This window comes from Caldimicrobium sp. SLHALR3 (assembly GCF_058692735.1).
On the sequence record NZ_CP182484.1, the window covers coordinates 753,594 to 776,195 of the forward strand.

Here is a 22,602-nt window from a genome sequence, read left to right on the forward strand (position 1 = left end):
CTAAATTTTGGTTTACTCTAAATTTTTAACGAGAAATACTTTGCAATTTTCTAAGAGAGATTTCAAAGTTTTATAAATAAAAAACGGTGGCTCTCCATCAAATACACCAAAAATAGAAGGTCCTGTTCCGCTTAAACTTACGGTAAGGGCTCCAAATTTTTTTAAAATTTCTTTATAATTTTCTAATACTTTATATTTTTTAAAAACTAATGTTTCAAAATCGTTAATTAATCCTTGATTCTGATACCAGGGAGGAATATCTCTAGTATAAAAAACCGGATTTTTTGATTCTGTCAATCCTAAATTTTCGTAAGCCCATTTAGTGCTAATTTGAAAATTAGGAGATATTATTATGTACCAGGCAGAAAAATTTGGGAAAGGTGATAGCTCATCCCCTATACCTTTTCCTATAGCAGAAGGATATGGACTTAAAAGAAAGGAAACATCCGCTCCAAGAATTTTTGCTAAAGGATAAAGATTTTCTATGTTTATTCCATAGAGATAAGCTAAACCTCTAAGAACAGAGGCTGCATTACTGCTACCGCCTCCAAGTCCTGCGGAAACAGGAATGGTTTTTTTAACTCTTATAATTACATTTTCTCTAATATTAAAAGTTTCCTTAAATAGCTTAAAAGCTTTGTAAACCAAATTTTTTTCCAAGGGAATAGGGACCTCACAAAAAAACTCTAATGAAAAATTTTGGGCTTTTTTTATTTCAACTTCGTCAAAAAGGTCAACTTTTTGGAAAATAGTGTATATTTCGTGATAATTATCTTCTCTTTTTCTCAAAACTTGAAGAGTGAGATTGATTTTTGCAGGAGAAAGAAGAAAACAGCTTTTCATGATAAAAACTATTCAACTAATTTTAAGAATTTTAGTTTGAGTTCATAAATAATACTTTGTAAAAGCTTTTCTTCGTCTATGGAGAGATTACCCTTTGTTTTCTCTTTTAACATTTCAAGAGTATCTATGGTTTGTTTGGCAAGGGTTAAATTTACTTGTTTTTTATTGGTTATAGGATCTGGAATTTCTCCTAAATGAACTAATGCAGCTGTATTTAAAGAAAGAATGAAAGTGCTAAAAGTTATGAGATTGGAAAAAATTTCATCATTTTCTTTACTCATAGCTTATTTCTCCTTCTTTTTAGTTACTATAAGTTCAGTTCTACAGATATACCCACCTTTTATAGGCTTTCTCTCAGCTAAAGTATCATGAAGCTTTTTAATTTTATCGGTGGGACAAAATTCTTTAGCCTTTTCCAAAAATCTTTTAGCATCCTTAACCTTTCCATCTATTAAGTAATCTCTTGCTCTCTTTAAAATGGCTTTTTCCCTTTCAGAAACTCTTGCACTTCTATCTTGAAAACCAAAGATAGAGGGTAATTTTATTACATAACTTGAATTACATTTAGGGCAAGGAGGAAAATCCTCACCCATCTTTTGTAAAGCTTCAAAAATTTCTCCACATATTTCACATCTGAACTCATAAATAGGCATGTTTTTATTATAATATTTATTTTAAACTTTACAAGAAAGCCTAAATCAACGATTTTAGAACAGTTTCGTAACTTTTTAAAAATATCTTCAAAATTTATTAAAATGCTTTATACTCAAACTTTAGTATGAACAACCTTGAAAAAATTCCGTTTAAAAACTTAAGCAATTGGATATTAATAGTTTTAGCTTTCATTATATTGTTGCTTTTTTTATACCTACTAACTCCTCTTTTCAATATTTTTTGCTGGGCAGCTATTTTAGCTTTTTTTATTCACCCGGTTTATAAATTTGTTTATCTCAAGTTTAAAAGAAAAAAAAGGCTCTCAGCTTTATTTATAATAGTTTGTCTTTTGATTTTTATAATAGGACCTTTTAGCTTGATTCTTTTAAATTTTTATTCTCAGACCGTTTCCTTCTTAGAAAGTTTAGAGCCTATTACTCAAAAGGATTTAATTGAATTTGTTGAATCTTTAAAAAGTTATCCTCATCTTTATGAACTTGCTTCTAAAATTATCAATCAAATTCAGCTTTATCTTCCTAATTTTCAAGAAAAAATTGCGCAATTTGTCACGAATTTACTTCAAAGTGGATTTGAGTTTTTTAAAAATTTTATCAAATTTTTATTCTCTTTTGGTTTTCAAATGGCGTTTACTTTAATTACTTTATACTATTTTTTAATTGACGGAGAAAAATTTGTAAATGAGGTTTTCAATCTTATTCCCGGAGATAAGGAAGAAAAAGAAAAAATCTTAAATAGAGTGTCCCTAATATTGAAGGGGGTTTTGTATGGTAATGTTTTAACAGCTCTTGCTCAAGGAGTTCTTGCATTTTTTATATATTTAGTCTTGGGAATACCTCAATATTTGCTCTGGGCTTTTCTTACTTTAATTGCTTCTTTCATACCTGTTTTTGGAACAAGTCTGATCTGGGGTCCCCTTATTATATATCTTTTAATCATAGGAAAATATGCCAAAGCCTTTATTCTTTTCCTCTGTTCAGTTTTAATAATTGCTCAAGTTGATAATGTTTTGAAACCGGTTTTTATTGGGGAAAAAACTAAGATTCACAACCTCCTCATATTTTTTTCTGTTCTCGGTGGACTTGCCCAATTTGGAGCTTTAGGATTATTTCTTGGTCCTGTAATTCTTGGTCTTGTTTTATCTATAATTGAAATTTATAAAATGAAAGTTCTTGAATAGAATATATTATGCCTGAACTTCCTGAAGTAGAAACCATTAGAAAAGATTTAGAAAAAGAATTAAAAGGGCAAACATTAATAAATATAAAGATTTTTGATCCCCCTTTTTTACTTAAAAATAAAGTTGAAAATCTAAATACTCTTATAAATACAAAACTTCTTTCTGTTAAAAGAAAAGGAAAGTATTTGATTTTCTTATTTGAAAAAGAGCTTCTTCTTTTTCACTTAGGTTTAACAGGTTTTTTTATCCTTCAAGAAAAAGATTTAAGTTTTAAAAAGGAACAAAAACATCTTATATTGATTTTTGAATTTGAGAAGCATGTATTGAATTATTTTGACATAAGAAAGTTCGGAAAAATTAAAAAAGTTAAAGAATTTAAAAAATTAAAGGAATTAGAGAAACTTGGGAAAGATGCTTTAGAAATAGAATTTGACGAGTTTAAAAACATATTTAAAAGTAAAAAAAGGAGGGTTAAAGATTTATTGATGGATCAAAGGATCATTTCTGGTCTTGGCAATATTTATACAAATGAACTCCTTTTCAGAGCTAAAGTAAATCCTTTTAAATTTTCAAATGAGCTAAAAGAGGAAGAAATAGAAAAACTGTTTTTTCAGATGAAAAATTTACTCAAAGAAGCTATAGATTTAAAGGGGACTTCAATTAAAGACTATGTAGATGCTAAAGGTAAAAAGGGAAATTTTCAGGAAAGACTTTTAGTTTATGGTAAAGCGGGTTATCCCTGTCCAGAGTGTGGGGAGCCTTTGAAATATCAAAAAATATCTCAAAGAGGAACTTTTTATTGTCAAAATTGTCAACAAGTTTTTATGTAAATTTACAAAAATTTTATAAGAATTTATCGTTTTATCTTTAAAAAAAACTTGACAATTTTTTAAAAATTCGTATAAAAAATAAAAATAAGAAAAACTCAAATAAAAGGAGGGGAGTATGAATAAGGCAGAATTAGTTAAAAGAATGGCAGAAATTGCAGAGGTTCCTAAAGCAGCAGCAGAGAAACTTTTAGATGCCTTTATGAAAGCTGTTGAAGAAGCCATATCAAAAGGGGATAAGGTTGTATTGGTTGGATTTGGAAGCTTTCAGCTAGTTAAAAGAGCAGCAAGAGAAGGAAGAAATCCAAGAACCGGTAAGCCCATTAAGATTCCTGCTAAAAAGGTAGTAAAGTTTAAACCAGGCAAAAAACTTGAAGAGGCGGCTCAAGGGAAATAACATTTTTTAAATGGGGGCTATTGCCCCCGTTTAATTACTGGTTTTCTAAAATTTCAAGTTTTTCTGAATCCAAGATTAATATTTTAAAATTTAAAATGTTTCTCTTTTGCAAGTAGTAAGCAAGTTTGTATTTTTTGTCTACTAAGTACTTATAAGTAATAACAACAATCTGGTTGTCTTTAAACAAATCTAAAAGATTTTTAATATTTTCAGCTAAGTTTTCAATTTTAAAAATTTGAGCTTCATAAAAACTCTCAAAACTATATTTTTGAAGATCTTTTGAGGAAGTGAATAAATCGTATAAATAATCTTTGTAATCAGGATTAAATAGGTCTATTTCAGGTAGATTTAGAAAATCTTCTGTAGAAAGCCCTTTTAATCCTTTAGTTAATATTTTTGATGATAAATCAGGCTTTTCACCTATTACAAAAGCTTTTATTTTGTTGCTTTTTGCCCAATTTATAATTTCTAAAAGTGTTGATGGATTGGATATACCTGCATCTTTTATAGCTTCCTTAAATTGAGATTCGGAAACTTTATTTTCAAAATAATCTTCAAAAAGTTTTTGAAAAGAAAGGGGTAAATCTAAAGCTAAAATAAGATTAGTATTTAAAGCATAAATATTATCAAGAAAGGGTTTTAAAAAATCTTGAGAAGATAAAGAATTTTCCTCTACTCCTAAGATAATTATTTGAGAATTGATGAAATTAAAAGCTACTTTTCTTGGAGAGAGATCTTTTTGAGGTAAAGAAGAAAGATAAATGGGAATACCTTCTATAGCGTTATCTTCTCTTTTTAAAAGAACTTTTCCGGACTGAAGCAGAATTTCAGAGTAAAGATTTAAAAAACTCAGATGAGAGAAAATTGAATTACACTCATCTTTAGATGAAATGTATATATATCCGATACTATATTCAGGATGAAAAGGGTTAGGAATGACCTTCAAATAAAAACCTTTTGAAGGTGGGATAAAATGCCAAGGTATGGGAGGGGTGTCCAAATAAATGAGGTTTTGTAATTCCTGAGAATTATTAAAAGGATCCACTAAAGAAAAGGATAGTTTATAACCAATATTTCTAAAAAAGTCTATTATGTCCTTATAAAGCAAAAATTGCTCTATTTTAACAAAAATAACCCCTGGATGATAAAAAAGTTTACCAATAGAATTAGGAATTTCTTCAAAATTTAAATTTCTCCAAAGCATATATTCAGGATCAAGATAAATAGCTTTTGGTTTTTCTTTTACAGATATGTTAAAATTTTGAAACGATTTTTTTAGTTGCAAAACATAAAGTTCTACCCCACTTTCTTTCACGATTTTAAGAGTAACAGGAATAGAATTAACAAGATCTATAAGGGTAGAATTTGTGTTTATAATTAAGTGTATCCAATAAAAATTTTCAACTTTTTTTATATCAATCACTTTTCCTTCTAAATTTAATTTTTGAAATTTTTGGTATGGAACTAAATAAGTTTCAAACTCTGGATAGGATTCTTTTACAAAGTTCAAAAAGTCATCCCAGGTTTTAACACTGAAAATATTAGCTTCGTAAAATTTTTTAAAAAGTTTTATCAGTTCCTTCTCACCTATATTCTGAGATAAAAATAAAAAGTAAAAAAAGTTTTTGCTTTTTTCTTCAGGATAAAGGGCCTTTAACTTTCTGAAAGTTTTCTTATTTTCAGCAAGTTGATAATCAATTAAATAAGTGATTAGTCCATCTTTTATTTCGTCGTTTTCTAAAAAAAGACCATCTTCAAGTTTTTTCTTTGCAAGGAGATGCAGAATTTGTTTGGGATCTTTTAAAAGAAAAGGATTGATAAGTAAAATATTTGAAAAACTTTTTGTTTCTGAAATGTTGTTAGAAACAATTATGTAAAGATTTTTAAAAGGGGAAAAATCACCTCCTATATTTTTCAAGTAAGGAACTAAGGGTTTTAATTCTTCAATTAAGTTTTTAAAATCCTTAGGTGATAAATTATCTATTTGAGGAAAATAGCAGAAATAAAGATTAAAATTTTTTAAAAAAAATTTTTCTTTTTTCATTTGTGTGGTGCTCAAAACTATACAGGGAAGTAAAACAGGTGTTTGTACTTTAAAAGTATATACTAAGAAATCCTTTTCTTCTTTAATTTCTGTTTCTTCTGAGGGCATTAAGATTTCTATGTTTCTGTTTGAAGGAAGCCTAATAGTGACTTCATAAGTAAAAGGTTTATCAGGATAAGGGAAAGGGGGATAAATAATTGTAATGGGTAAGAGCAGAGGGTTAACTGTTTTTTCAAAAGAAATTTCTAAGAACCCTGAATCTTTTTCGTTGGAAACTTTTAAGAATTCATTTTCCTCAGAAAGAAAAATACCTGAAGTAGCTTTAATTTCTTCTATAAAAAGGTCAGAGGTTGTAAATTTATAGTTTTCATTAAAGTAAAGTTTAGTAGAAAGATTACCTTTAAGAAGGTTTAATTCTGGATAAAAATTCAATTCTATTTTCAGAAAAGGAGGAGCTCCTAACGAAAGATTTGGTAAAAGCAATATCAAAGAAAATAAAATTAAAAGAAAAAATCTCATAAAAACTTAAGTTTTTGAAAAATAAATTTTTTGAAATATAATAACAAGGTTATGTTATTACTATACTAAAGAAACTGAAATTTGCAAAGAACATCGGATTATATGAAAAAAGTTAAAGTGCTTGTCTTGTGGGGATACGGTATAAATTGCGAAACAGAGACAGCTTATTCTTTTAAAATGTGTGGAGCTGATCCAGAAATTGTTCATCTTTCTGAGATTTTTTCTGGGGAAAAAAGAATTAAAGATTATCATATTTTATGTTTTCCTGGTGGGTTTTTAGATGGAGATCATCTTGGTAGTGCTCAAGCCTGCGCTCATCGCTTTAGGTATCTTAAGATTCAAGGAAAGATTTCTCTTTGGGAAGAATTGTTAAAGTTTCTTGATCAAGGAGGACTCATAATTGGAATATGTAATGGATTTCAGCTTTTAGTAAAAATGGGCTTGCTTCCAGGAGGTAAATATTTAGGACAGAGAAAAGTAACCCTTACTTACAATAAATCAGGAAAATTTGAAGATAGATGGGTTTATTTAAAAGTGAATCCACATTCTCCTTGTGTTTTTTTAAAAGGCCTTGAGGAATTATATCTTCCAGTGAGACATGGAGAAGGAAATTTTATAGCAGAAAGTGAAAAGATTTTAGAAGAGCTAAAGAAAAACAATCAAATTGCCCTTCAATACATAAATCCTGAAAGTAAAGAACCTACTTCTGAATATCCCTTTAATCCCAATGGTTCTCAGGAAGCAATAGCAGGAATATGTGATCCTTCGGGGAGGATATTTGGTCTTATGCCTCATCCAGAAGCTTTTAACCACTTTACCAATCATCCACGCTGGACAAGAGAAAAAACCAAAATAGCACAAGGACTTTACATTTTTAAAAATGCTGTAGAGTGGGTGAAAGAAAACATCTTTTGATGAATTCAAAAAAAATAGCCCAATTTTTAAAGAAATTTTTGAAATTATGGAAAAGTAAAGGAATTCTTATACTAATTCTATTGTTTACAGTTTATTTAACATTTTTTTTGCTTTCTCCTTACATTTTAAAATATCTCCAAGATAGCTATCATCAAAAATTCATCTTTTACAGTATTTCTGAACCTTTGGTTTCTCTTTTAAAATTTTCCTTTATTCTAACTCTTATCCTTCTTTTTCCCTTTTTATGGTATTTCTTTCTTTCCTTTTTAAACATTCTTTTTTCATTTAAAAAATCTCTTTTCTGGCTCTTTTATTTTTTAGGTGTCTTTCTTTTTTATTTAGGAGTTTTTTTTAGCTATGAAATTACACTTCCGTATGGAATAAAGTTTTTAATTTCATTTAGAACGGAAAGGATTGAACCTGCCATTTCTCTTGGCCATTTTGTCAATTTTTTTTGTTTTTTTGTACTTGCTTTTGGATTGATTTTTGAACTGCCATTATTTATTTGTTTTCTTTCTATGGCAAAAATAATTAATCCTATGAAAATTGGCAAATACAGGAAGGAAATTTTCTTCGTTATTGTGGTAATTGCAGCTTTAATTACTCCTACTCCAGATGCTTTTAATATGTCACTCCTTGCAGTCCCCTTATATATTTTATTTGAATTGGGACTGATACTTGGTAAAATCTTTTACTCTAATACTCCTTAGGAGGATAACCAGATAAAGCTTCGGATAAAGATGCGGCTTTGTCAGGAGGCATGGCACTGAGAATGCTTGCTATTTGTGAGCTTTTTAGTTGGCTTAATATCTTAACAGCCATTTCTTTATCCATATTTATTAAAACTTCAGCAGCCTTTGAGGCTCTCATCTCAGATATAGCCCTAACTAAAAGTTTAACTCTTTGATCTTGAATAGTTTCAATTTGCGAAAGTTTTTTATCAATAGTAGCTTCTAAATCTTTTAAAGCTGCTATTTGTTCATGAATTCTTTTTTCTAAAAGGTTTAATTTCTTTTCTCTGAGTTCTAATTCTTTAGCTTTTTCATAAAGTTTTGCTCGCTCCAAAACAAGAATTTCAGAAAATTCAGGAGGACATCCTGTTAAAACATTTTCTTCTTTTGCTTCTACTTTATAAACCTTAGTAGAAATTAAGCCAATAACAAGAAAAAATTTGATAATCCCTAAAAAGATTAAAAATCCCAAAACATTTTTGGTTTTTAAAAGGGGTTTTAAAAGCTTTTTAATTTTCAAAATGCTATGCATAAGATCTTCCTTTTCTTAAAAGAATTAGATCATCTAATTCTCTATAAAATTTTTTAGTAATTTCCATATTCCACAATTGTTGAACTTTGTTTTTTGAAGTTTCCATTAATTTTCTTTCTTTGTAAGCCTTTTCTAAAATTTTTAAGAGGGATTTGAGTTCTTCTCTTTGCGTTTCAATTTTTTTATTTATTGCTTTTTCAAATTCTAAACTTTTTTCTGCTTGAAATAGTATGTATTTTAACTCCTCTCCACTTAAGATACGTTCCTTTTCCAAAAAACTGTAACAATTTTTTCTTAGAGAAATGATTTCTTCCTTTTCTTGTAAAAGTTTTTTTAAGTTTGTTCTACAATTTATCACCCTTATTTTTGCCTGTTCTTCTTGAAGACCTTTGTACCAGGTTAAGAGTTTTAAAATTTCTAATTTTCTTTTCATTTTTTATTTAGAATTTCCTTTAATAAACTTACGGAATCTTCATAGGAATAACATTCTTCAACTGACTGGCGTAAAAAATTTTTAAGATCTCCTATTAAAGAAAGAGCTCTATCTATTTCAGGATTGGAGCCTTTAACATAAGCTCCAATATTTATAAGGTCTTCAGCCTTTTTGTAAGTAGCTAAAATAGCAATAGTTTGGTAAGCTAAGTCTAATTGCTCTTTTGAGACAATATCTTTCATAACCCTGCTTATACTTGAAAGAACATCAATAGGTGGATAATGTCCTTCGTGAGCGAGGTCTCTTGAAAGAACGATGTGACCGTCTACAATGCTTCTTACTGAATCTGCAATGGGATCATTTAAATCATCTCCTTCAACAAGTACATTATAAATTCCTGTTATATCCCTTGCACCAATTTTTGGACCAACCCTTTCTAAAAGCTTTGGTAGCATTGCAAATACAGAAGGGGTATATCCACGAGCTGTTGGTGGTTCTCCTCCTGCAAGTCCTATTTCTCTTCCAGCCATACAAAATCTGGTTAAAGAATCCATAAGAAGGAGAACCTTGTAGCCTTTATCTCTAAAATACTCAGCTAAGGAAGTAGCATAATAAGCTGCTCTTATTCTTATGGAAGGTGCCTCATCAGAGGTTGCAACAACAACTACTGACTTCCTTAAGCCCTCTTCCTTAAGATCCCTTTCTATAAATTCCCTTACTTCTCTTCCCCTTTCTCCTATTAAAGCAATAACATTTACATCTGCTTTTGTATATCTTGCAATCATTCCAAGAAGAGTACTTTTACCTACCCCAGAACCAGCCATTATAGCAACCCTTTGCCCCCTCCCTATAGTTAAAAGGGCATTTATAGCCTTTACTCCTACATCTAATATTTCTTTAATAGGAGCTCTTTCTAAAGGTTTTAGAGGTTCTCCGTGTAATGGATAAAACTCAGAAATTTTGGGCTTTTTTTTATTGTCTAAAGGATTTCCTAAGGCATCTACTATTCTACCAAGAAAATCCTCTCCAACAGGTGCATAGGAAGAACCTATGGGAAAAACCTTTGCCCCAACTTCAATTCCTTTTATATCCCCCAGAGCAGTAAGTAGTAATTTGTTCTCTTTAAAACCTATAACCTCAGCAATTAAATTGGCATTTCTTCCTTCAATTCTGCAAAGATCTCCCACTTTTAAAAAAGGTCCGCTACTTTCAATGGTTAACCCAAGAAGTTTAGTTACATAACCATAGATTTCAAAGGGAATTGCCTTGGAAAGTTCCTTTCTATATTCTTTTAAACTTTTAACTTTCATTTTTTAAAAGGGTATCCAAAAGCATTTTCCATCTTTTTTCAAAAGTTGCATCTATTACTCCTAAAGAAGTTTCAATAAATACCCCTCCCTTTGAAATAGATTCATCAGGAATTAATTTAATCTTTTGTGAAGGAGAAAAATATTTTGAAAAATTTTCCTTTAAAAATTGATATTCCTCTGGATTTACTTTAATGTGTAGTTCTGTCCCTTCAGCAATATAATTTAAAGCTTCTCTTATTATTCTTAGCGGAACTTCTGAATCTATTTGGATCTCCTTTAAAACCATTTTATTAGCTATATCTAAAGCTAAGTTCAAGACTTCTTTATCCATGTTTATTATTAAGTTTTTAGTCTCTTCTTCTAAATTTTTCAAAAATGTGTTTATTGTCTGGATTTTTTCCCGGAAATCACTTTCTAATTTTGCCTCAAGCTTTTTATATTCATTTTCGGCTTCCTTTTTTCCTTTATCAAAACCTTCTTTATATCCCTTTTGATGTCCTTCATGGTAGCCTTTGTTAAATCCTTCCTTATAACCTTTTTCAAATCCTTCCTTTTTAAGTTTTTCCTCTTCAGTTTCTAAATTTTTTTTAGATTTATAAGAATTTTCCAAGTTTATTTCAAAAAGAGAATAAAATTTTTCCTCTTCTACAGGTGTTAAAGCGGGTTTAATAATAGAAACCTTATTTTTTTCATTAGTTTTTAAAATTTTAGACAAATTCTTCTTCTCCTCTTGTAAGAACGATTTTTCCTTCTTGTTCTAATTTTTTAGCTGTTCTTATTATATTTTGCTGAGCCTTTTCAACTTCTGTAATTCTTACTGGAGGCATCATTTCCAATTCTTCTTTGAGAAGGTCTGCGGCGCGTTTACTCATATTTCTAAAGAATTTTTCTTTTACTTCCGGAGAGGCACCCTTTAAAGCTAATTTGAGGTCATCAGTTGAAATCTCTCTCAGAAGGGTCTGGATGGCAAAATCGTCAACTTTAATAAAGTCTTCAAAGGTAAATAGATATTTTCTTATTTCCTCAGCTAAATCAGGGTTTTCATCTTCAATTTCGGTTAAAAGTTCATCTTCCAGTTCTCTTCCTGCGTGAGATAAAATTTCTGCAGCCTTTTCTGGTCCCCCTATTTTTTTACCCAGGGCTCCTCCCACACTTTGAAGCTCAGCTTCTAAGGAATCACTTATTTCTTTCACTATTTCTGGATCAACTTTATCTAAAAGAGCAATTCTTAACAATACTTCACCTCTTATTCTTTCAGGAAGAAGTTGAAGAACCTGTCCAGCTAAAAACGGATCAAGGTGAACTAAAATAATAGCAATGGTTTGAGGATGCTCCTGTGAAAGAAAACTTGCAATAGTTTTTGGATCGAGTTTTCTTAGTTTCTTAAAGATCTCCGGACCAATTTCTTTTTTAATTTCTTCATAAATTTCTTTACCCTTTTCTCCATAAGCTTTAACTAAGCTCTGTTTCAGAAATTCCTCCGGGACAACATTAATGTCTACTAATAAGTCCCTTGCTTCAATATTTGCCTCTTCTAAAACCTTTTTGACTGCTTCAGAAGGAATATATTCAATTTTAGCCATCTCAATACCAATTCTTTTGATATCCTCTTCATCTAAGTATTTATAAACTTCAGAGGTAAATTCTTCTCCCATTAACATCAAAAAAATAGCTGCTTTTTGCGGTCCTGTTAATTTATTGGGATCTATTTTAGCCATTTTTAGTATCCAGCCTCAGTTAAAGCTTTCTTTCTTTCTTTCTTCAACAGTTTCCTCTAAAAGCCATTTTTTAACAAGCATAGCTGCTTTTTCAGGTTGACTTTTTATAATTCCCAGAGCAATTTCCTGAGGCAAAGGTCCTAATTCTTCTTCTGGTGGAGTGGGTACACTTGGAGGAACAGGAGGTGCTTCAACTGGAGTAGGCTTTGGTGTTGTAAGGGCTTTAATAAGAGGTCTTACAACAAAAAGATATAAAAGAATTAAAGCCCCAATTAATAAAACTGGCTTGTAAAACTGAACTACATAATCCATAATTCCAGGTTTTGCTGTAGGAATTTTTACAAATTCTTCGGTTTGAATCTTAACCTCATCTCCTCTATCGGGATTATAACCTATAGCACCTTTTACTAACTCTTCAATCCAAGAAAGCTTTGCTGTTGCATTTTCTCCTAAGGCACTTTTATCAACTAATACAGCTACACTTATTTTTTTAATACTTCCTGGAGAAATTTCAAGATTTCTGACTTTTTTACTTACTTCATAGTTTTTGAGGCTTCTTTTTTTAATATAAGATTCTCCCTGAGTTTGAGGTGTTGTAGCTTCCATCTTTTGAAGAAGTGCTCCCTTTACACCAGCTTCTCCACCTTCTTCAGGAACTCTACTTGTTTTTTGTTCTTCTTCAGTTTCTTCAGAAACTACAGCTGTTCCCTCAGGATCGTATGTTTCTTCTACAATACTTTCTTTGTCAAAGGAAAGATCTACCCAAACTTGAGCAATGGCTTTTCCATATCCTAAAGCTCCAGAAAGTATTTCCTCTATTTTTTCCTTTAGTTCTTTTTCCATCTTTTTCTTGTAAGCAAAAGCAGTAGCTGGCAACTCTTCCTCTTCTGAAGGTGTATAAAGACTTTTTCCTGTGTTAGCATCAACTATAGTTACATTTTGTGGTTCAAGCTTAGGCACAGCACCGCTTACCAAGTTGACAATTCCTTTTATTTGAGAAGGGGTTAATTGATAGCCAGGTTTTAATTCTATCAATACTGAAGCCTTGGGAGGTTTTTCTTCTTCTATAAATATACTTTCCTTAGGCAAAGCAAGATGAACCCTTGCAGATTTTATTCCTTTAATTCCCATAATGGTTCTTGCTAATTCCCCTTCTAAAGCTCTTTGATAGGTTACCTTTTCTTGGAATTCGGTAAGTCCCATTTTTTCTTTATCAAAAAGTTCAAAACCTGGACCTCCACCACCTACTAATCCTTTACTTGCTATTTCTATTCTCAACTCAGGAACTTTATCTTTTGGCACATATATACTTCCATCAGCTTCTACTTTGTAAGGAATTTTTTGTTCCTTGAGATATTGAACAATTTGACCAGTAGTTTGTTCATCAAGTCCTCTATAAAGAAGTCCCCATTTCGTTTGATTGTATAACCAAATACTCAAAAGTAAAAACAAAGTTATACCTATGGTTCCACCTATAAGAAATAATTTTTGTTTTTTGTCTAATTTATTCCAAAAATCTTTTAATTGAGCTGGAATAGCCCTTAAATCCATTTTTTAGCTCTTTTATTTGTTAAATTTGCATTCTCATAATTTCTTGGTAAGCTTCCAAAATCTTGTTTCTTATTCTTAAAAGCAATTTGAAATTTAAATCAGCTTTAGAAATAGCAAGGGCAACTTCTGAAAAATCTATATCCTCACCCTTGGCAAGGGATTCTAACATTTTTTGTGCTTCCTTTTGAGAAGTATCAATTTCCTTTATTTTTTTAATAAGAAAGTTTTTAAAGTCGAGCTTATTTTCTACAGAGTTTTTTTTGGTAAACGGTAAATTTTTGATTTGAAAACCTAAATTATTTATTTTCATTTTTTAGCCTCCTCCTGCAGTAAATTAGTTTATAATATAACCATGGTTAAGTTTCAAAATTTTAAAAGGCGAGGGACAAGAACTCCATTTTTTCTGGGCTATCAAGCCCGCAGAGGAGTCTGTCCCTCTGTCCCTCCACTCCGAATAAGTTGGTTGGGCTCTAAAGCCCTTGCCACACGGGAGGATGGAGTGAGGGACTATTTCACTAAAACTCCTCCTGCAGTAAATTAGTTTATAATATAACCATGGTTAAGTTTCAAAATTTTAAAAGGCGAGGGACAAGAACTCCATTTTTTCTGGGCTATCAAGCCCGCAGAGGAGTCTGTCCCTCTGTCCCTCCACTCCGAATAAGTTGGTTGGGCTCTAAAGCCCTTGCCACACGGGAGGATGGAGTGAGGGACTATTTCACTAAAACTCCTATAACAAGGAGGTTGCCTATGTACTACATCGGTATTGATGTCTCTAAAAATCAATTCACAACCTGTATCATCAACCAAAAAGCTCAAATTATCAGCCGAAGAACCTTCCCATACTCCCTTGAAGGCTTTCAAGATTTTCTTTCCACCCTTCAAACTCTTAACCCCGTAACTATTATTATGGAATCTTCCAACAGATACCACATCCCTCTTGCTTCCTTTCTCATCTCCGAAAACTTTAAACCCTTCATTGTTAACCCAAAATTCATCTATCAGTTTGCTAAATATCATCAGGCTACTTCTCCTTCTAAAACTGATCCCAAAGATGCCTTCCTCCTTGCTCTCTTTGCCCTCAAAAACCCAGAACTTCTTAAACCTTCTCCCATCCCAGATGATGCTAAAATCATCGCAAGAACCCTCCAAAAACTCACAAAAGAACTTGCTAAAACAAAAACTCAAATCAAAGCCTGCCTCTCCGTCCTTTTCCCAGAACTTGAGAAAAATGTTGAAATCTTCTCTAAAGCCATCCTTACTATGCTTTTTTACCTCCCCTCTGCTAAGGATATTGCAAAAGCACCTCTTAAAAGAATACATCATTTCCTTCTTGAGACCTCCGAAAAAGGTAGAAAACCTTCCATTACTCCAGAAACTCTTAAAACCCTTGCCAAAAACTCTATCGGCATCCCTCATAAAGGTTATGAGGCTACTCTCAAAGTTCACATTAAAGAATATTTCTTTCTTCAGGAAAAAATAGCCGAACTTGAAACTTTCCTTGATGAAACTCTCAAAAATTGGTCTCCTAAAGAAAGAGAACTTATCAGTTCTATAAAAGGAATTTCTAAAAATCTTGCTAACAGATTTTTGGCTGAGATTGGAGATATTAAAAAGTTTAGCAAGGCTTCCAAGCTCATAAAGTATGCTGGGCTTGAGCCAGTAATAAAACAATCTGGAAAGTGGGAGAGCCGAAAAGGAATATCTAAGAGAGGTAGCCCTTATTTGAGGGATATTATTTACCAGATGGCTTATGGAGTTAAGAATTGGAACAAAGTTTTTTGGGAGTATTGGAGAAGAAAGAAAGAGGCTTTTGGAAGTGCTAGAAAGGCTATGATTGCTCTTGCAAACAAGCTGATAAGAGTAATTTTTGCAATGTTGAGAAAAGGAGAAACTTTTAAACCTGAATTGGTTGCTCCTTCTACAAGAGGAATAAAGCATATTTCGGTGGAAGGTGTTTGCCATGTTTAACATTTTTCTACCCTATTTTCCGATAGTTGACTCCTCCATCTTTATTTTAACAAATCTAAGGTTCTAAGGATCATACTTTTTGTTGTAGAGAGAACGGTTAAGTTTGCTTCATAGGCTCTTCCAGCAGAAATAAGCTCTACCATTTCCGTAATAACATCTACATTGGGATATTTAACGATTCCTCTTTCATCCGCATCTGGATGTCCCGGGGCATAAACTTCTTTAAAAGGTGAGGGATCATCAACGATTTTTTCTACTTTTACAGCCTTAAGTTCAGGATTTTTTTCTGAAATAGGAACAGCTTTTAAAACTACAATTTTAGCTTTGTAGGGACCTCCTTCCAAAGTTCTTGTTACTTGAGCATTGGCAATGTTGGTTGCTGCAATATTTAATCTTACTCTTTGAGCATAGAGTCCACTGCCCACTATTTGAGATATTTTAAGTAAGTTCATTTCTACCTACCTCCTTCTGTAATTGCTTCTTTTAACCTTTCCAGTTCCTTAGAAAGCGCCTGTAGAGTTGCCTCATATAGCATTTGATTTTCTGTAAGTTGAGTCAATTCTTCTTCAAGGTTTACATTATTTGGAGTTCCTAAACTTTCTTCTTCATAAACCTTTATAAGCTCATTTATATTTTTTCTATAGCCTTTTAGATGCTTTGGATGAGTGGTTTTTAAATAATTTTCTTTAGAAAGGTAGCTTTGTATAATTTTTTCAAAGGGAATATCTTTTCTTCTGTAACCAGGAGTATCAACATTGGCAATGTTTGAAGCAAGAAGTGAGTGTTTATATGATCTAAGTTTTAAAGCAGTTTTAACAAGATTAAAAGTTTTTTCAAAAACTCCTAACATAGCTACTATAAAAGACCCTCCTTTTCGTATTGTTTAAGTTTATTTCTTAAGGTTCTTACCGTAATTCCTAAAAGTTCTGCTGCTTTTGTTCTGTTACCTTTACACACTTTTAAAGCTTTCAAAATAGCCTCCCTCTCAAGTTCAGAAAGAGGTTTCACCTCTTTTAAATCTTTAGCAAATTCCGTGCCTGTATCTAAAGAAATAGAGCTTTGAGAAAAAGGATCTATTAAGTTTTCCAGATCTATTAATTTTTCTTCACAGGTAAGCACCGCACGCTCAACCATATTTTTTAGTTCTCTCACATTTCCCGGAAAGGAATAATTCTTTAAAAAAGATAAGGCTCTATCCGTAAATCCTTTGATTTTCTTATTATATAAGGAGGAAAATTTTTCCAGAAAATAAAAAGCTAAAAACTCTATATCCTCCTTCCTTTCTCTTAATGACGGAATTTTGACAGTTATAGTATTAATCCTGTAAAAAAGATCAATTCTAAAACGACCCTCGGCAACTTCTTTTTCTATGTCTTTATTAGTGGTTGAAATAAGTCTTATATCTACTTTTATAGGTTGATAGCCACCTAAACGATCTACCTCTTCTTCTTGAAGAACTCTTAAAAGTTTGCTTTGTAGATGAGTATGCATTTCGGTAATTTCGTCTAACAAAAGAGTTCCTTTATCAGCAAGTTCAATTTTTCCTTTTTTTCTGAAGATAGCACCCGAAAAAGCCCCTTTTTCGTATCCAAAAAGTTCTGATTCTAAAAGAGATTCAGGCAAAGCTGCACAGTTTATAGCTATAAATGGTCCAAATCTTCTTGGACTTTTTTGATGAATGTATTTGGAAAGTAATTCTTTTCCAGTTCCAGATTCACCTATCAAAAGAATAGGGACTTTACTTGAGGCAACTTCCTCTAACTTTTTAAGAATTTTCAACATATAGGGATTTTTAGTAAGAAAGGTATCATTTTGCCAGAAAATTCTTTTTTCTTCCAGTGCATAAAGTATTGTTTTTTCTAAAATTTCCAAAGGAGTTGAAAGAAGTTTGAAATCATAAGCTCCCTTCTTTATAAATTCAATGGCATCTTCTAAATCTGCCTTTTTAGCAAGAAAAACAACGGACTTTAATTCCGATTTAAAAAACTTATCAACTATAGAAGGATCTTTAGTTTCTTCATAGCTAAGTTCATACACCATTACATCTACATGAGAAGGAATTCTATGATAATCAAATTCAGATTTTTTAAAAAAGAAGATCTCAAGTCCTCTTTCTGAAAGAAAGTCTCTAAGGAGTTTAACTTCCAGACTATCTCCAACTAAGCATATTTTTCCCTTCATAACTTTAAATATCTAAAAAATGGTTTGATGGGTTCTTTCTATGAATTCTCTCATTTTCTCATAACTTCTGGCAAGTTCGTTTTCTAAGGAATCTCCCTTTGTTAACTCTTTCCAAAGCTTTTCTGAATCTTTAATATTTCCCTTTTTTTCAAGATAATAAACTTCTAACCATTTAATTTTGGAATTTTCAGGAAATTTTGACTTAGCATATTCCAGCGTTTTTTCAAAGGTAGTTTTGTCATTATAAAAGGTTTCTAAAAGTAAGAGTATATAATCCTCAGCTTTTGCTTTAAAGAAGGGATTAAGTGTATAAGCTAAAGCTTGGTTATACCTTTTTAAAAAGAGAGCTCTATCGCGAAAATATTTTAAAAGTTTTTCTTTAAAATTTTCAGGTAAAGAAGAATTTAGAGCCAGATTCAAGTAATATTCACCATTTTTAAAATTTTTCCGCAGTTCATAAAAAGCCTTGAGATAAAAATAATAAGGATCATTTTTTATTTCCTCAGTTTTTTTCTTTTCCAAAAGTACAAATATATCATCAAATATATCCATGTTTTCCGTTTCAAGAGCCATCAATCCCAGTTTAAGTAAGGTTTTAGATATAAGTTCCTTGCGTCCTCCTAATTCATAAGCTTTAATATAACAATAGGTAGCTTTATTATAAAAATTATAATTTAAGTAAACATTTCCTAAGGCATAATAAGCTTTCCCGCATTTTGTTTTTTCCAGGAATTCTTTGTCCTCTTTTTCTAATTTTACAATTGAAGAAATATTTCCCTTTTTTAGATCCTCTTCAAAGAGAAAACTCACGCTTTCGCAATAATAATTTTTAACCATTTCAGCAAGTGAGCTTTTTTCATAAGCTTTTAAAAATTCTACAGCGCTTTTTTTTGCAGAAAGATAATTTTTATTCTCAAAGTTTACTTTAATGATAGTAAAACTTGCTTCCTCAGCTATTTTTTCTTCAGGATACTTACTTTTAATCAGGGTTGCAAAAGAAATTAGATCCTGTATAGTCTTTTCAGGAACCAACTCTTTTACTAAAATCTTTTCATAAGCCATTTGGTAAAGTCTAAATTTAGAGAAAAGAGCTTCTTTAGTTCCATCCCAGTTGGTAATAATTAACTCATAATAGGTTTTGGCTTTTTCTTTCTCCCCTTTATTAAAATAAGCATCAGCTAATTTATATATTAGTTCTGGAGCATCTTTATAGGTTCCATATACATTTATATAGGTGAAGAAGTCATCTTCTGCCTTTTTAAGTTCCCCTTTTTTAACAAAATAAAATCCTCTGAGTTTATAAAGTTCTCCTAATACTCTCTTAGCAAGGTTCTTATCTATTTTTTTAAATTCATCAGGGGATAATTCCTTCATAAAATAAAGTAAAACTTTTGCCTCATTTTTAAGAGCTTCTTCGCAATAAGATTCTAAAAAGTCTTTCAAATTTATTTTAGCCTCTTTGTAGTTTCCTTTTATTATAAGAGCTTTATTTTTTATCAAATTAGCCATACATGCCTCAGTGGTTCCCTTTTTTACTGATATTACCTTTTCAGAAAAATCAATAGCCCTTTCAGGTGATCCTGATTTGAGAAGACTTTCAGCTACTATAAGATTTTCTTCAGGAGTTAAAGAAAAATCTGGGGGTAAATCTTTTAGAAGTTCTTCAACCTTTTCATAAAGCCTTTTATTGTAGAAATTTTTGATTTGTTTTACCAGTTCTTCAGCTTTTTTAATTTCTTCTTCTTTTATTTTTTCTTTGGTTTCATTAGAAATAAACAAAAAAATACTTTGGTTTTTGTTTTCCTGAGAAATAGATATAGAAATGAGAATGAAAAATAAGCATAAAAGGACTAAGGAAAATAGAATTCCCATCTTTAAATTTCTCATTTGATTAAACAAATATCAAGAATTATACCAGATTATATTTTTTAAGTTTTTCTATAAAGGTTGTACGGTTTAGTCCTAATAACTTAGCTGCTTTTGTTTTTACTCCTTTTGAGAGTTCAAGAGCCCTTTTAAGATAATATATTTCTATCTCCTTTAAAAGTCTGGGTAATTCAATTCCTTTTTCTGATATTTCTGGAAGGGTTGTTTTAATTAGTATATCTCTATCTTCGGTAAGAGTTTCTCTTATTTTAATCTTAAAATCTAAGGAAGATAGGGAAAGGTCTTCTACTCCGATGATGTTGTTTTCTGAAAGTATTACCAATCTTTCTATAAAATTTTCAAGCTCTCTTATGTTTCCAGGCCATGGATAATTAATAAGTTTTTCCATAGCCTCAGGAGTTAGTTTTTTTTCTTCTACTCCTTCTCTTTCGCAGATCTTTTTTAAGAAAAAATTTGCTAAAAGAGGTATATCCTCCTTTCTTTCCCTTAAAGGTGGAAGTTTTATAGGGATAACATTTAGTCTAAAAAAGAGATCCTCTCTAAATCTTCCTTCTTTTACTTCTTTTTCCAAATCTTTATTTGTAGCAGCAAGAATTCTTACTTCAATTTTTATGGGGCGTTCTCCTCCCAGTCTTTCAACTTGTTTTTCTTGTATAACCCTCAAAAGCTTAGCCTGTAGTTTTGGGCTTAGATCTCCTATTTCGTCAAGAAAAATCGTTCCTCCGTTTGCCATCTCAAATTTTCCTGGTTTACTTCTTATTGCTCCTGTGAAAGCTCCTTTTTCGTATCCAAAAAGTTCAGCCTCTAAAAGCTCTTCAGGTATGGCTGCACAATTTATAGGAACAAAGGGTCCTTTTCTTTTGCTACAAAAATGTATATACTTTGCTAATACTTCTTTTCCTGTTCCAGATTCTCCAAGAATAAGAACTGTGCTTGAAGAGGGAGCGATTTTTTTTACTAACTGATAAATATTTCTCATTACAGGATTATGGGTCTCTAAAAGATACATACCTCAATTATATCATAAATTTGACAGAGATGTCAAATTTTTGATTATTTATTTATATACTTATGGGCATACTTTCTTACATGATGTCCTTCAAGCACATGGAAAATGCGTATTTTTTCAAGAAAGCTTCTGGAAAAAGAACCTATAGGTAAGAAAATTATTTTTTTCCCTTGAACATAGGCAAATTCTTTAGCAAATCTTTCAGGAGGTTTTTTAGCTACATAAACTATATATTTTTCTAAACTATAATCAATTCCAGCTAAAAGAAGCCTTTCAGCTTTATTTTTTGCTATATCAAAATAAGGATCTTCCCATATATCGTATACTCTCATAGGAGGATAGGTTAGCATAAATCCTCCATATTTTGCCTTAGCAATTCCAGGACCGATAACATTTTCCTTTGGGTCTGTTGCATAAAAAGCCATATCAGATTCTTGATTGTGTTCTCCATGCCAAGTAAAGTTCCAAGGATATTTTTCCTTTCCTGTAAAAGGATCTGGATCTTCCTCAAAAATTATCACTACAGATCCTGCTTTTGCATGGGCTTGAGGCTCTTCTTTAATATAGGGGGTTTCTTCCAAAACCCATCTTCTTATAGTCTCTCTTAGATCTAAACCATCTTTTAAAGAAGAGGTAAAAGGTTCAACTTTTCTCAAATTTTCTGTTATAACCTTAAGACCTTTCTCCATAACTTTTTTCCCAAAGGTTTCAATTATTACATCCTCAGGTGGAAAAGAACAAATAACCTTTCCAGAAAATCCCGTTCTTAAAAATTTTCTTTCTTCTCTCGTAGTATATCTTTTCAAAAAATTTAATTTACTTCTTATACTTTTTATTTTTCTGGAAAATCTAAGCTTTTTATAGGGGAAATTGAGTTCTTCAGGAGAGAGGCTTATTAAAGGAAAAGGTGAAAGCCCCTCTTTTTGAAATTCGTAGAAGGTTGCAATCTCCCAGAACCAAAAAGAAAACTCGTCTCCTCCTATACCTCTTACTGCCAAAATAAGTGTATAAAGATCAGGTACATACTGACCTTTTATCAAAAGAAGATTTCTCAAAAATTGTCCAAAAATTTTAAGATCCTTGGGAGAAAGTTCTGCCCCAGTTTCTTTATGATATTTTTGTCTCGCCTTTTCAAAAATTTCTTCAAAAAGGGTTATTCTGTCAAGATAAAAGGTTTTATCTTCTATCAGTTTTTTTCTATTTTTTTCATAAGTACTCTGAAAATAGCCTGGTTCTGTAAGTATCTCTCTCACGCTTTTAGAATGCAGGGTAAAGATTTTAATTTCCTTAGGTATGTTTTTGGGAAAATATAGCAATCCTGAAACACTCTTCAGGGCTTTTATTACCCCTTTTACCTGATTAAAGGGAAGCACAATAGCAAGAGAACTGTGCTTTTGAGAAATTTCGTAAATTTTTTCTGCAATATACCTTTCTCTTTCTGTAATGTGGTCTTCTAAAAAAGAAAGTATAGATTCTACATATTTAGTATAACCTAAGTTTTTGATAAGATAGGGAGGAAGGGGAGGCTGAGGTGGTTCTTCCTGAGGTGCTTCTTTTGGGAAGTCTATAAAAAAGAGGGGAATGTTTGAAGCTAAGGCATATCTTGTTGCTTCTACAAGTGCGCATAAAGGTTCTATAATCAAGTATTCAGTTTTTCTCTCTTTATATATAAGAGCAAGAACGGAAATATTAGGAAGTTCCTTTACAGCAATTAACCACTTATCTTTTACAAAAAATGGAAGAGATAAGGCTATAGCTGAGGGATTAATCTCAGCTAAAAGTTTCGCAATGCTTTGGGTAGTCTCAAGATTTCCCGGAAAGAAAGGCAAGAAGTATAAAGTTGAAGTCCTGTTATGAAAAACTCTTTCAAGTTTAAGCATAAAAC

Annotated in this window: 24 protein-coding genes; 7 read left to right on the forward strand and 17 right to left on the reverse strand. The window is 31.3% G+C overall.

The genetic code is table 11. From position 1 onward, the window contains the following. Positions 1–12 precede the first annotated feature (12 nt). The 3 genes from ispE to ACLGLP_RS03985 are packed head-to-tail and all read right to left on the reverse strand — an operon-like array spanning position 13 to position 1,496. Positions 13–843, reverse strand: coding sequence for a 4-(cytidine 5'-diphospho)-2-C-methyl-D-erythritol kinase (ispE, locus tag ACLGLP_RS03975; RefSeq protein WP_492113637.1), 831 nt, complete (start codon positions 841–843; stop codon positions 13–15). Between the two features lie 8 nt (positions 844–851). Next, on the reverse strand, positions 852–1,124 hold the full coding sequence (locus tag ACLGLP_RS03980; protein ID WP_492113638.1) for a DUF1844 domain-containing protein: 273 nt from the start codon (positions 1,122–1,124) through the stop codon (positions 852–854). A 3-nt stretch (positions 1,125–1,127) separates the two neighbouring features. Then, a complete protein-coding gene (locus tag ACLGLP_RS03985; protein ID WP_492113639.1) occupies positions 1,128–1,496 on the reverse strand; it encodes an FmdB family zinc ribbon protein in 369 nt (122 codons plus the stop codon). A gap of 125 nt (positions 1,497–1,621) precedes the next feature. Between ACLGLP_RS03985 and ACLGLP_RS03990 the strand changes: the two genes are divergently transcribed. From ACLGLP_RS03990 to ACLGLP_RS04000, 3 genes are all read left to right on the forward strand, one after another. Further along, positions 1,622–2,695, forward strand: a complete 1,074-nt coding sequence (locus tag ACLGLP_RS03990) for an AI-2E family transporter (protein WP_492113640.1) — start codon at positions 1,622–1,624, stop codon at positions 2,693–2,695. A gap of 8 nt (positions 2,696–2,703) precedes the next feature. Continuing rightward, a complete protein-coding gene (mutM, locus tag ACLGLP_RS03995; RefSeq protein ID WP_492113641.1) occupies positions 2,704–3,525 on the forward strand; it encodes a bifunctional DNA-formamidopyrimidine glycosylase/DNA-(apurinic or apyrimidinic site) lyase in 822 nt (273 codons plus the stop codon). A gap of 115 nt (positions 3,526–3,640) precedes the next feature. Continuing rightward, positions 3,641–3,919: an HU family DNA-binding protein gene (locus tag ACLGLP_RS04000; protein WP_492113642.1), complete on the forward strand. Its 279-nt coding sequence runs from the start codon at positions 3,641–3,643 to the stop codon at positions 3,917–3,919. A gap of 34 nt (positions 3,920–3,953) precedes the next feature. Here ACLGLP_RS04000 and ACLGLP_RS04005 read toward each other — a convergent pair whose 3' ends face one another. Then, positions 3,954–6,482, reverse strand: a complete 2,529-nt coding sequence (locus ACLGLP_RS04005) for a ChaN family lipoprotein (protein ID WP_492113643.1) — start codon at positions 6,480–6,482, stop codon at positions 3,954–3,956. Between the two features lie 102 nt (positions 6,483–6,584). Here ACLGLP_RS04005 and ACLGLP_RS04010 point away from each other — a divergent pair, with 102 nt between their 5' ends. Both ACLGLP_RS04010 and tatC read left to right on the forward strand, forming a co-directional pair. After that, positions 6,585–7,397 (forward strand): phosphoribosylformylglycinamidine synthase subunit PurQ, encoded by an 813-nt coding sequence (locus tag ACLGLP_RS04010; RefSeq protein WP_492113644.1) that lies wholly within the window; start codon positions 6,585–6,587, stop codon positions 7,395–7,397. Beyond that, on the forward strand, positions 7,373–8,107 hold the full coding sequence (gene tatC, locus ACLGLP_RS04015) for a twin-arginine translocase subunit TatC (RefSeq protein ID WP_492113645.1): 735 nt from the start codon (positions 7,373–7,375) through the stop codon (positions 8,105–8,107). Before ACLGLP_RS04010 ends, tatC begins: the two co-directional genes overlap by 25 nt. Here tatC and ACLGLP_RS04020 read toward each other — a convergent pair. The 7 genes from ACLGLP_RS04020 to fliE are packed head-to-tail and all read right to left on the reverse strand — an operon-like array spanning position 8,094 to position 13,982. Continuing rightward, entirely contained in the window at positions 8,094–8,660 is a 567-nt protein-coding gene (locus ACLGLP_RS04020; protein WP_492113646.1) for a MotE family protein, read from the reverse strand. The two genes, tatC and ACLGLP_RS04020, sit on opposite strands and share 14 nt — an antisense overlap. Next, positions 8,653–9,093 (reverse strand): hypothetical protein, encoded by a 441-nt coding sequence (locus ACLGLP_RS04025; protein WP_492113647.1) that lies wholly within the window; start codon positions 9,091–9,093, stop codon positions 8,653–8,655. The genes ACLGLP_RS04020 and ACLGLP_RS04025 overlap by 8 nt, the downstream gene beginning before the upstream one ends. Beyond that, complete coding sequence (locus ACLGLP_RS04030; RefSeq protein WP_492113648.1) at positions 9,090–10,403, reverse strand: FliI/YscN family ATPase; 1,314 nt, start codon at positions 10,401–10,403, stop codon at positions 9,090–9,092. The genes ACLGLP_RS04025 and ACLGLP_RS04030 overlap by 4 nt, the downstream gene beginning before the upstream one ends. After that, the gene (locus ACLGLP_RS04035; protein ID WP_492113649.1) at positions 10,393–11,118 is read right to left on the reverse strand and encodes a FliH/SctL family protein; all 726 of its coding nucleotides are present in this window, start codon (positions 11,116–11,118) and stop codon (positions 10,393–10,395) included. The genes ACLGLP_RS04030 and ACLGLP_RS04035 overlap by 11 nt, the downstream gene beginning before the upstream one ends. Continuing rightward, the gene (fliG, locus tag ACLGLP_RS04040) at positions 11,111–12,121 is read right to left on the reverse strand and encodes a flagellar motor switch protein FliG (protein WP_492113650.1); all 1,011 of its coding nucleotides are present in this window, start codon (positions 12,119–12,121) and stop codon (positions 11,111–11,113) included. The genes ACLGLP_RS04035 and fliG overlap by 8 nt, the downstream gene beginning before the upstream one ends. 15 nt (positions 12,122–12,136) lie before the next feature. Then, positions 12,137–13,672, reverse strand: coding sequence for a flagellar basal-body MS-ring/collar protein FliF (fliF, locus tag ACLGLP_RS04045; protein ID WP_492113651.1), 1,536 nt, complete (start codon positions 13,670–13,672; stop codon positions 12,137–12,139). A 19-nt stretch (positions 13,673–13,691) separates the two neighbouring features. Beyond that, positions 13,692–13,982 carry a flagellar hook-basal body complex protein FliE gene (gene fliE, locus ACLGLP_RS04050; RefSeq protein ID WP_492113652.1) on the reverse strand — a complete coding sequence of 97 codons (291 nt, stop codon included), beginning with the start codon at positions 13,980–13,982 and terminating at the stop codon, positions 13,692–13,694. 42 nt (positions 13,983–14,024) lie between these two features. Here fliE and ACLGLP_RS04055 point away from each other — a divergent pair, with 42 nt between their 5' ends. Both ACLGLP_RS04055 and ACLGLP_RS04060 read left to right on the forward strand, forming a co-directional pair. Then, positions 14,025–14,213, forward strand: coding sequence for a hypothetical protein (locus tag ACLGLP_RS04055; protein ID WP_492113653.1), 189 nt, complete (start codon positions 14,025–14,027; stop codon positions 14,211–14,213). A gap of 14 nt (positions 14,214–14,227) precedes the next feature. Then, the gene (locus ACLGLP_RS04060; protein ID WP_492112073.1) at positions 14,228–15,640 is read left to right on the forward strand and encodes an IS110 family RNA-guided transposase; all 1,413 of its coding nucleotides are present in this window, start codon (positions 14,228–14,230) and stop codon (positions 15,638–15,640) included. 41 nt (positions 15,641–15,681) lie between these two features. Here ACLGLP_RS04060 and flgC read toward each other — a convergent pair whose 3' ends face one another. Genes flgC through ACLGLP_RS04090 form a run of 6 tightly spaced genes read right to left on the reverse strand, consistent with a single transcriptional unit; the run spans position 15,682 to position 22,597 of the window. Then, positions 15,682–16,092 carry a flagellar basal body rod protein FlgC gene (flgC, locus tag ACLGLP_RS04065; RefSeq protein ID WP_492113654.1) on the reverse strand — a complete coding sequence of 137 codons (411 nt, stop codon included), beginning with the start codon at positions 16,090–16,092 and terminating at the stop codon, positions 15,682–15,684. 2 nt (positions 16,093–16,094) lie between these two features. Further along, positions 16,095–16,490: a flagellar basal body rod protein FlgB gene (gene flgB / locus ACLGLP_RS04070; RefSeq protein WP_492113655.1), complete on the reverse strand. Its 396-nt coding sequence runs from the start codon at positions 16,488–16,490 to the stop codon at positions 16,095–16,097. A 5-nt stretch (positions 16,491–16,495) separates the two neighbouring features. Next, positions 16,496–17,821 (reverse strand): sigma-54 interaction domain-containing protein, encoded by a 1,326-nt coding sequence (locus ACLGLP_RS04075; protein ID WP_492113656.1) that lies wholly within the window; start codon positions 17,819–17,821, stop codon positions 16,496–16,498. 12 nt (positions 17,822–17,833) lie between these two features. Next, the gene (locus ACLGLP_RS04080) at positions 17,834–19,693 is read right to left on the reverse strand and encodes a tetratricopeptide repeat protein (protein ID WP_492113657.1); all 1,860 of its coding nucleotides are present in this window, start codon (positions 19,691–19,693) and stop codon (positions 17,834–17,836) included. 37 nt (positions 19,694–19,730) lie between these two features. Next, complete coding sequence (locus tag ACLGLP_RS04085; RefSeq protein ID WP_492113658.1) at positions 19,731–20,717, reverse strand: sigma-54 interaction domain-containing protein; 987 nt, start codon at positions 20,715–20,717, stop codon at positions 19,731–19,733. A gap of 44 nt (positions 20,718–20,761) precedes the next feature. After that, on the reverse strand, positions 20,762–22,597 hold the full coding sequence (locus ACLGLP_RS04090; protein WP_492113659.1) for a hypothetical protein: 1,836 nt from the start codon (positions 22,595–22,597) through the stop codon (positions 20,762–20,764). Between the last annotated feature and the right edge of the window lie 5 nt (positions 22,598–22,602).

What these genes read in the sequence shown, in the direction of transcription:
- ispE (WP_492113637.1), bottom strand. Translation starts at nt 843, where the DNA reads ATGAAAAGCTGTTTTCTTCTTTCTCCTGCAAAAATCAATCTCACTCTT.
- ACLGLP_RS03980 (WP_492113638.1), bottom strand. Translation starts at nt 1,124, where the DNA reads ATGAGTAAAGAAAATGATGAAATTTTTTCCAATCTCATAACTTTTAGC.
- ACLGLP_RS03985 (WP_492113639.1), bottom strand. Translation starts at nt 1,496, where the DNA reads ATGCCTATTTATGAGTTCAGATGTGAAATATGTGGAGAAATTTTTGAA.
- ACLGLP_RS03990 (WP_492113640.1), top strand. Translation starts at nt 1,622, where the DNA reads ATGAACAACCTTGAAAAAATTCCGTTTAAAAACTTAAGCAATTGGATA.
- mutM (WP_492113641.1), top strand. Translation starts at nt 2,704, where the DNA reads ATGCCTGAACTTCCTGAAGTAGAAACCATTAGAAAAGATTTAGAAAAA.
- ACLGLP_RS04000 (WP_492113642.1), top strand. Translation starts at nt 3,641, where the DNA reads ATGAATAAGGCAGAATTAGTTAAAAGAATGGCAGAAATTGCAGAGGTT.
- ACLGLP_RS04005 (WP_492113643.1), bottom strand. Translation starts at nt 6,482, where the DNA reads ATGAGATTTTTTCTTTTAATTTTATTTTCTTTGATATTGCTTTTACCA.
- ACLGLP_RS04010 (WP_492113644.1), top strand. Translation starts at nt 6,585, where the DNA reads ATGAAAAAAGTTAAAGTGCTTGTCTTGTGGGGATACGGTATAAATTGC.
- ACLGLP_RS04020 (WP_492113646.1), bottom strand. Translation starts at nt 8,660, where the DNA reads ATGCATAGCATTTTGAAAATTAAAAAGCTTTTAAAACCCCTTTTAAAA.
- ACLGLP_RS04025 (WP_492113647.1), bottom strand. Translation starts at nt 9,093, where the DNA reads ATGAAAAGAAAATTAGAAATTTTAAAACTCTTAACCTGGTACAAAGGT.
- ACLGLP_RS04030 (WP_492113648.1), bottom strand. Translation starts at nt 10,403, where the DNA reads ATGAAAGTTAAAAGTTTAAAAGAATATAGAAAGGAACTTTCCAAGGCA.
- fliG (WP_492113650.1), bottom strand. Translation starts at nt 12,121, where the DNA reads ATGGCTAAAATAGATCCCAATAAATTAACAGGACCGCAAAAAGCAGCT.
- fliF (WP_492113651.1), bottom strand. Translation starts at nt 13,672, where the DNA reads ATGGATTTAAGGGCTATTCCAGCTCAATTAAAAGATTTTTGGAATAAA.
- fliE (WP_492113652.1), bottom strand. Translation starts at nt 13,982, where the DNA reads ATGAAAATAAATAATTTAGGTTTTCAAATCAAAAATTTACCGTTTACC.
- ACLGLP_RS04055 (WP_492113653.1), top strand. Translation starts at nt 14,025, where the DNA reads ATGGTTAAGTTTCAAAATTTTAAAAGGCGAGGGACAAGAACTCCATTT.
- ACLGLP_RS04060 (WP_492112073.1), top strand. Translation starts at nt 14,228, where the DNA reads ATGGTTAAGTTTCAAAATTTTAAAAGGCGAGGGACAAGAACTCCATTT.
- flgC (WP_492113654.1), bottom strand. Translation starts at nt 16,092, where the DNA reads ATGAACTTACTTAAAATATCTCAAATAGTGGGCAGTGGACTCTATGCT.
- flgB (WP_492113655.1), bottom strand. Translation starts at nt 16,490, where the DNA reads ATGTTAGGAGTTTTTGAAAAAACTTTTAATCTTGTTAAAACTGCTTTA.
- ACLGLP_RS04075 (WP_492113656.1), bottom strand. Translation starts at nt 17,821, where the DNA reads ATGAAGGGAAAAATATGCTTAGTTGGAGATAGTCTGGAAGTTAAACTC.
- ACLGLP_RS04080 (WP_492113657.1), bottom strand. Translation starts at nt 19,693, where the DNA reads ATGGGAATTCTATTTTCCTTAGTCCTTTTATGCTTATTTTTCATTCTC.
- ACLGLP_RS04085 (WP_492113658.1), bottom strand. Translation starts at nt 20,717, where the DNA reads ATGTATCTTTTAGAGACCCATAATCCTGTAATGAGAAATATTTATCAG.
- ACLGLP_RS04090 (WP_492113659.1), bottom strand. Translation starts at nt 22,597, where the DNA reads ATGCTTAAACTTGAAAGAGTTTTTCATAACAGGACTTCAACTTTATAC.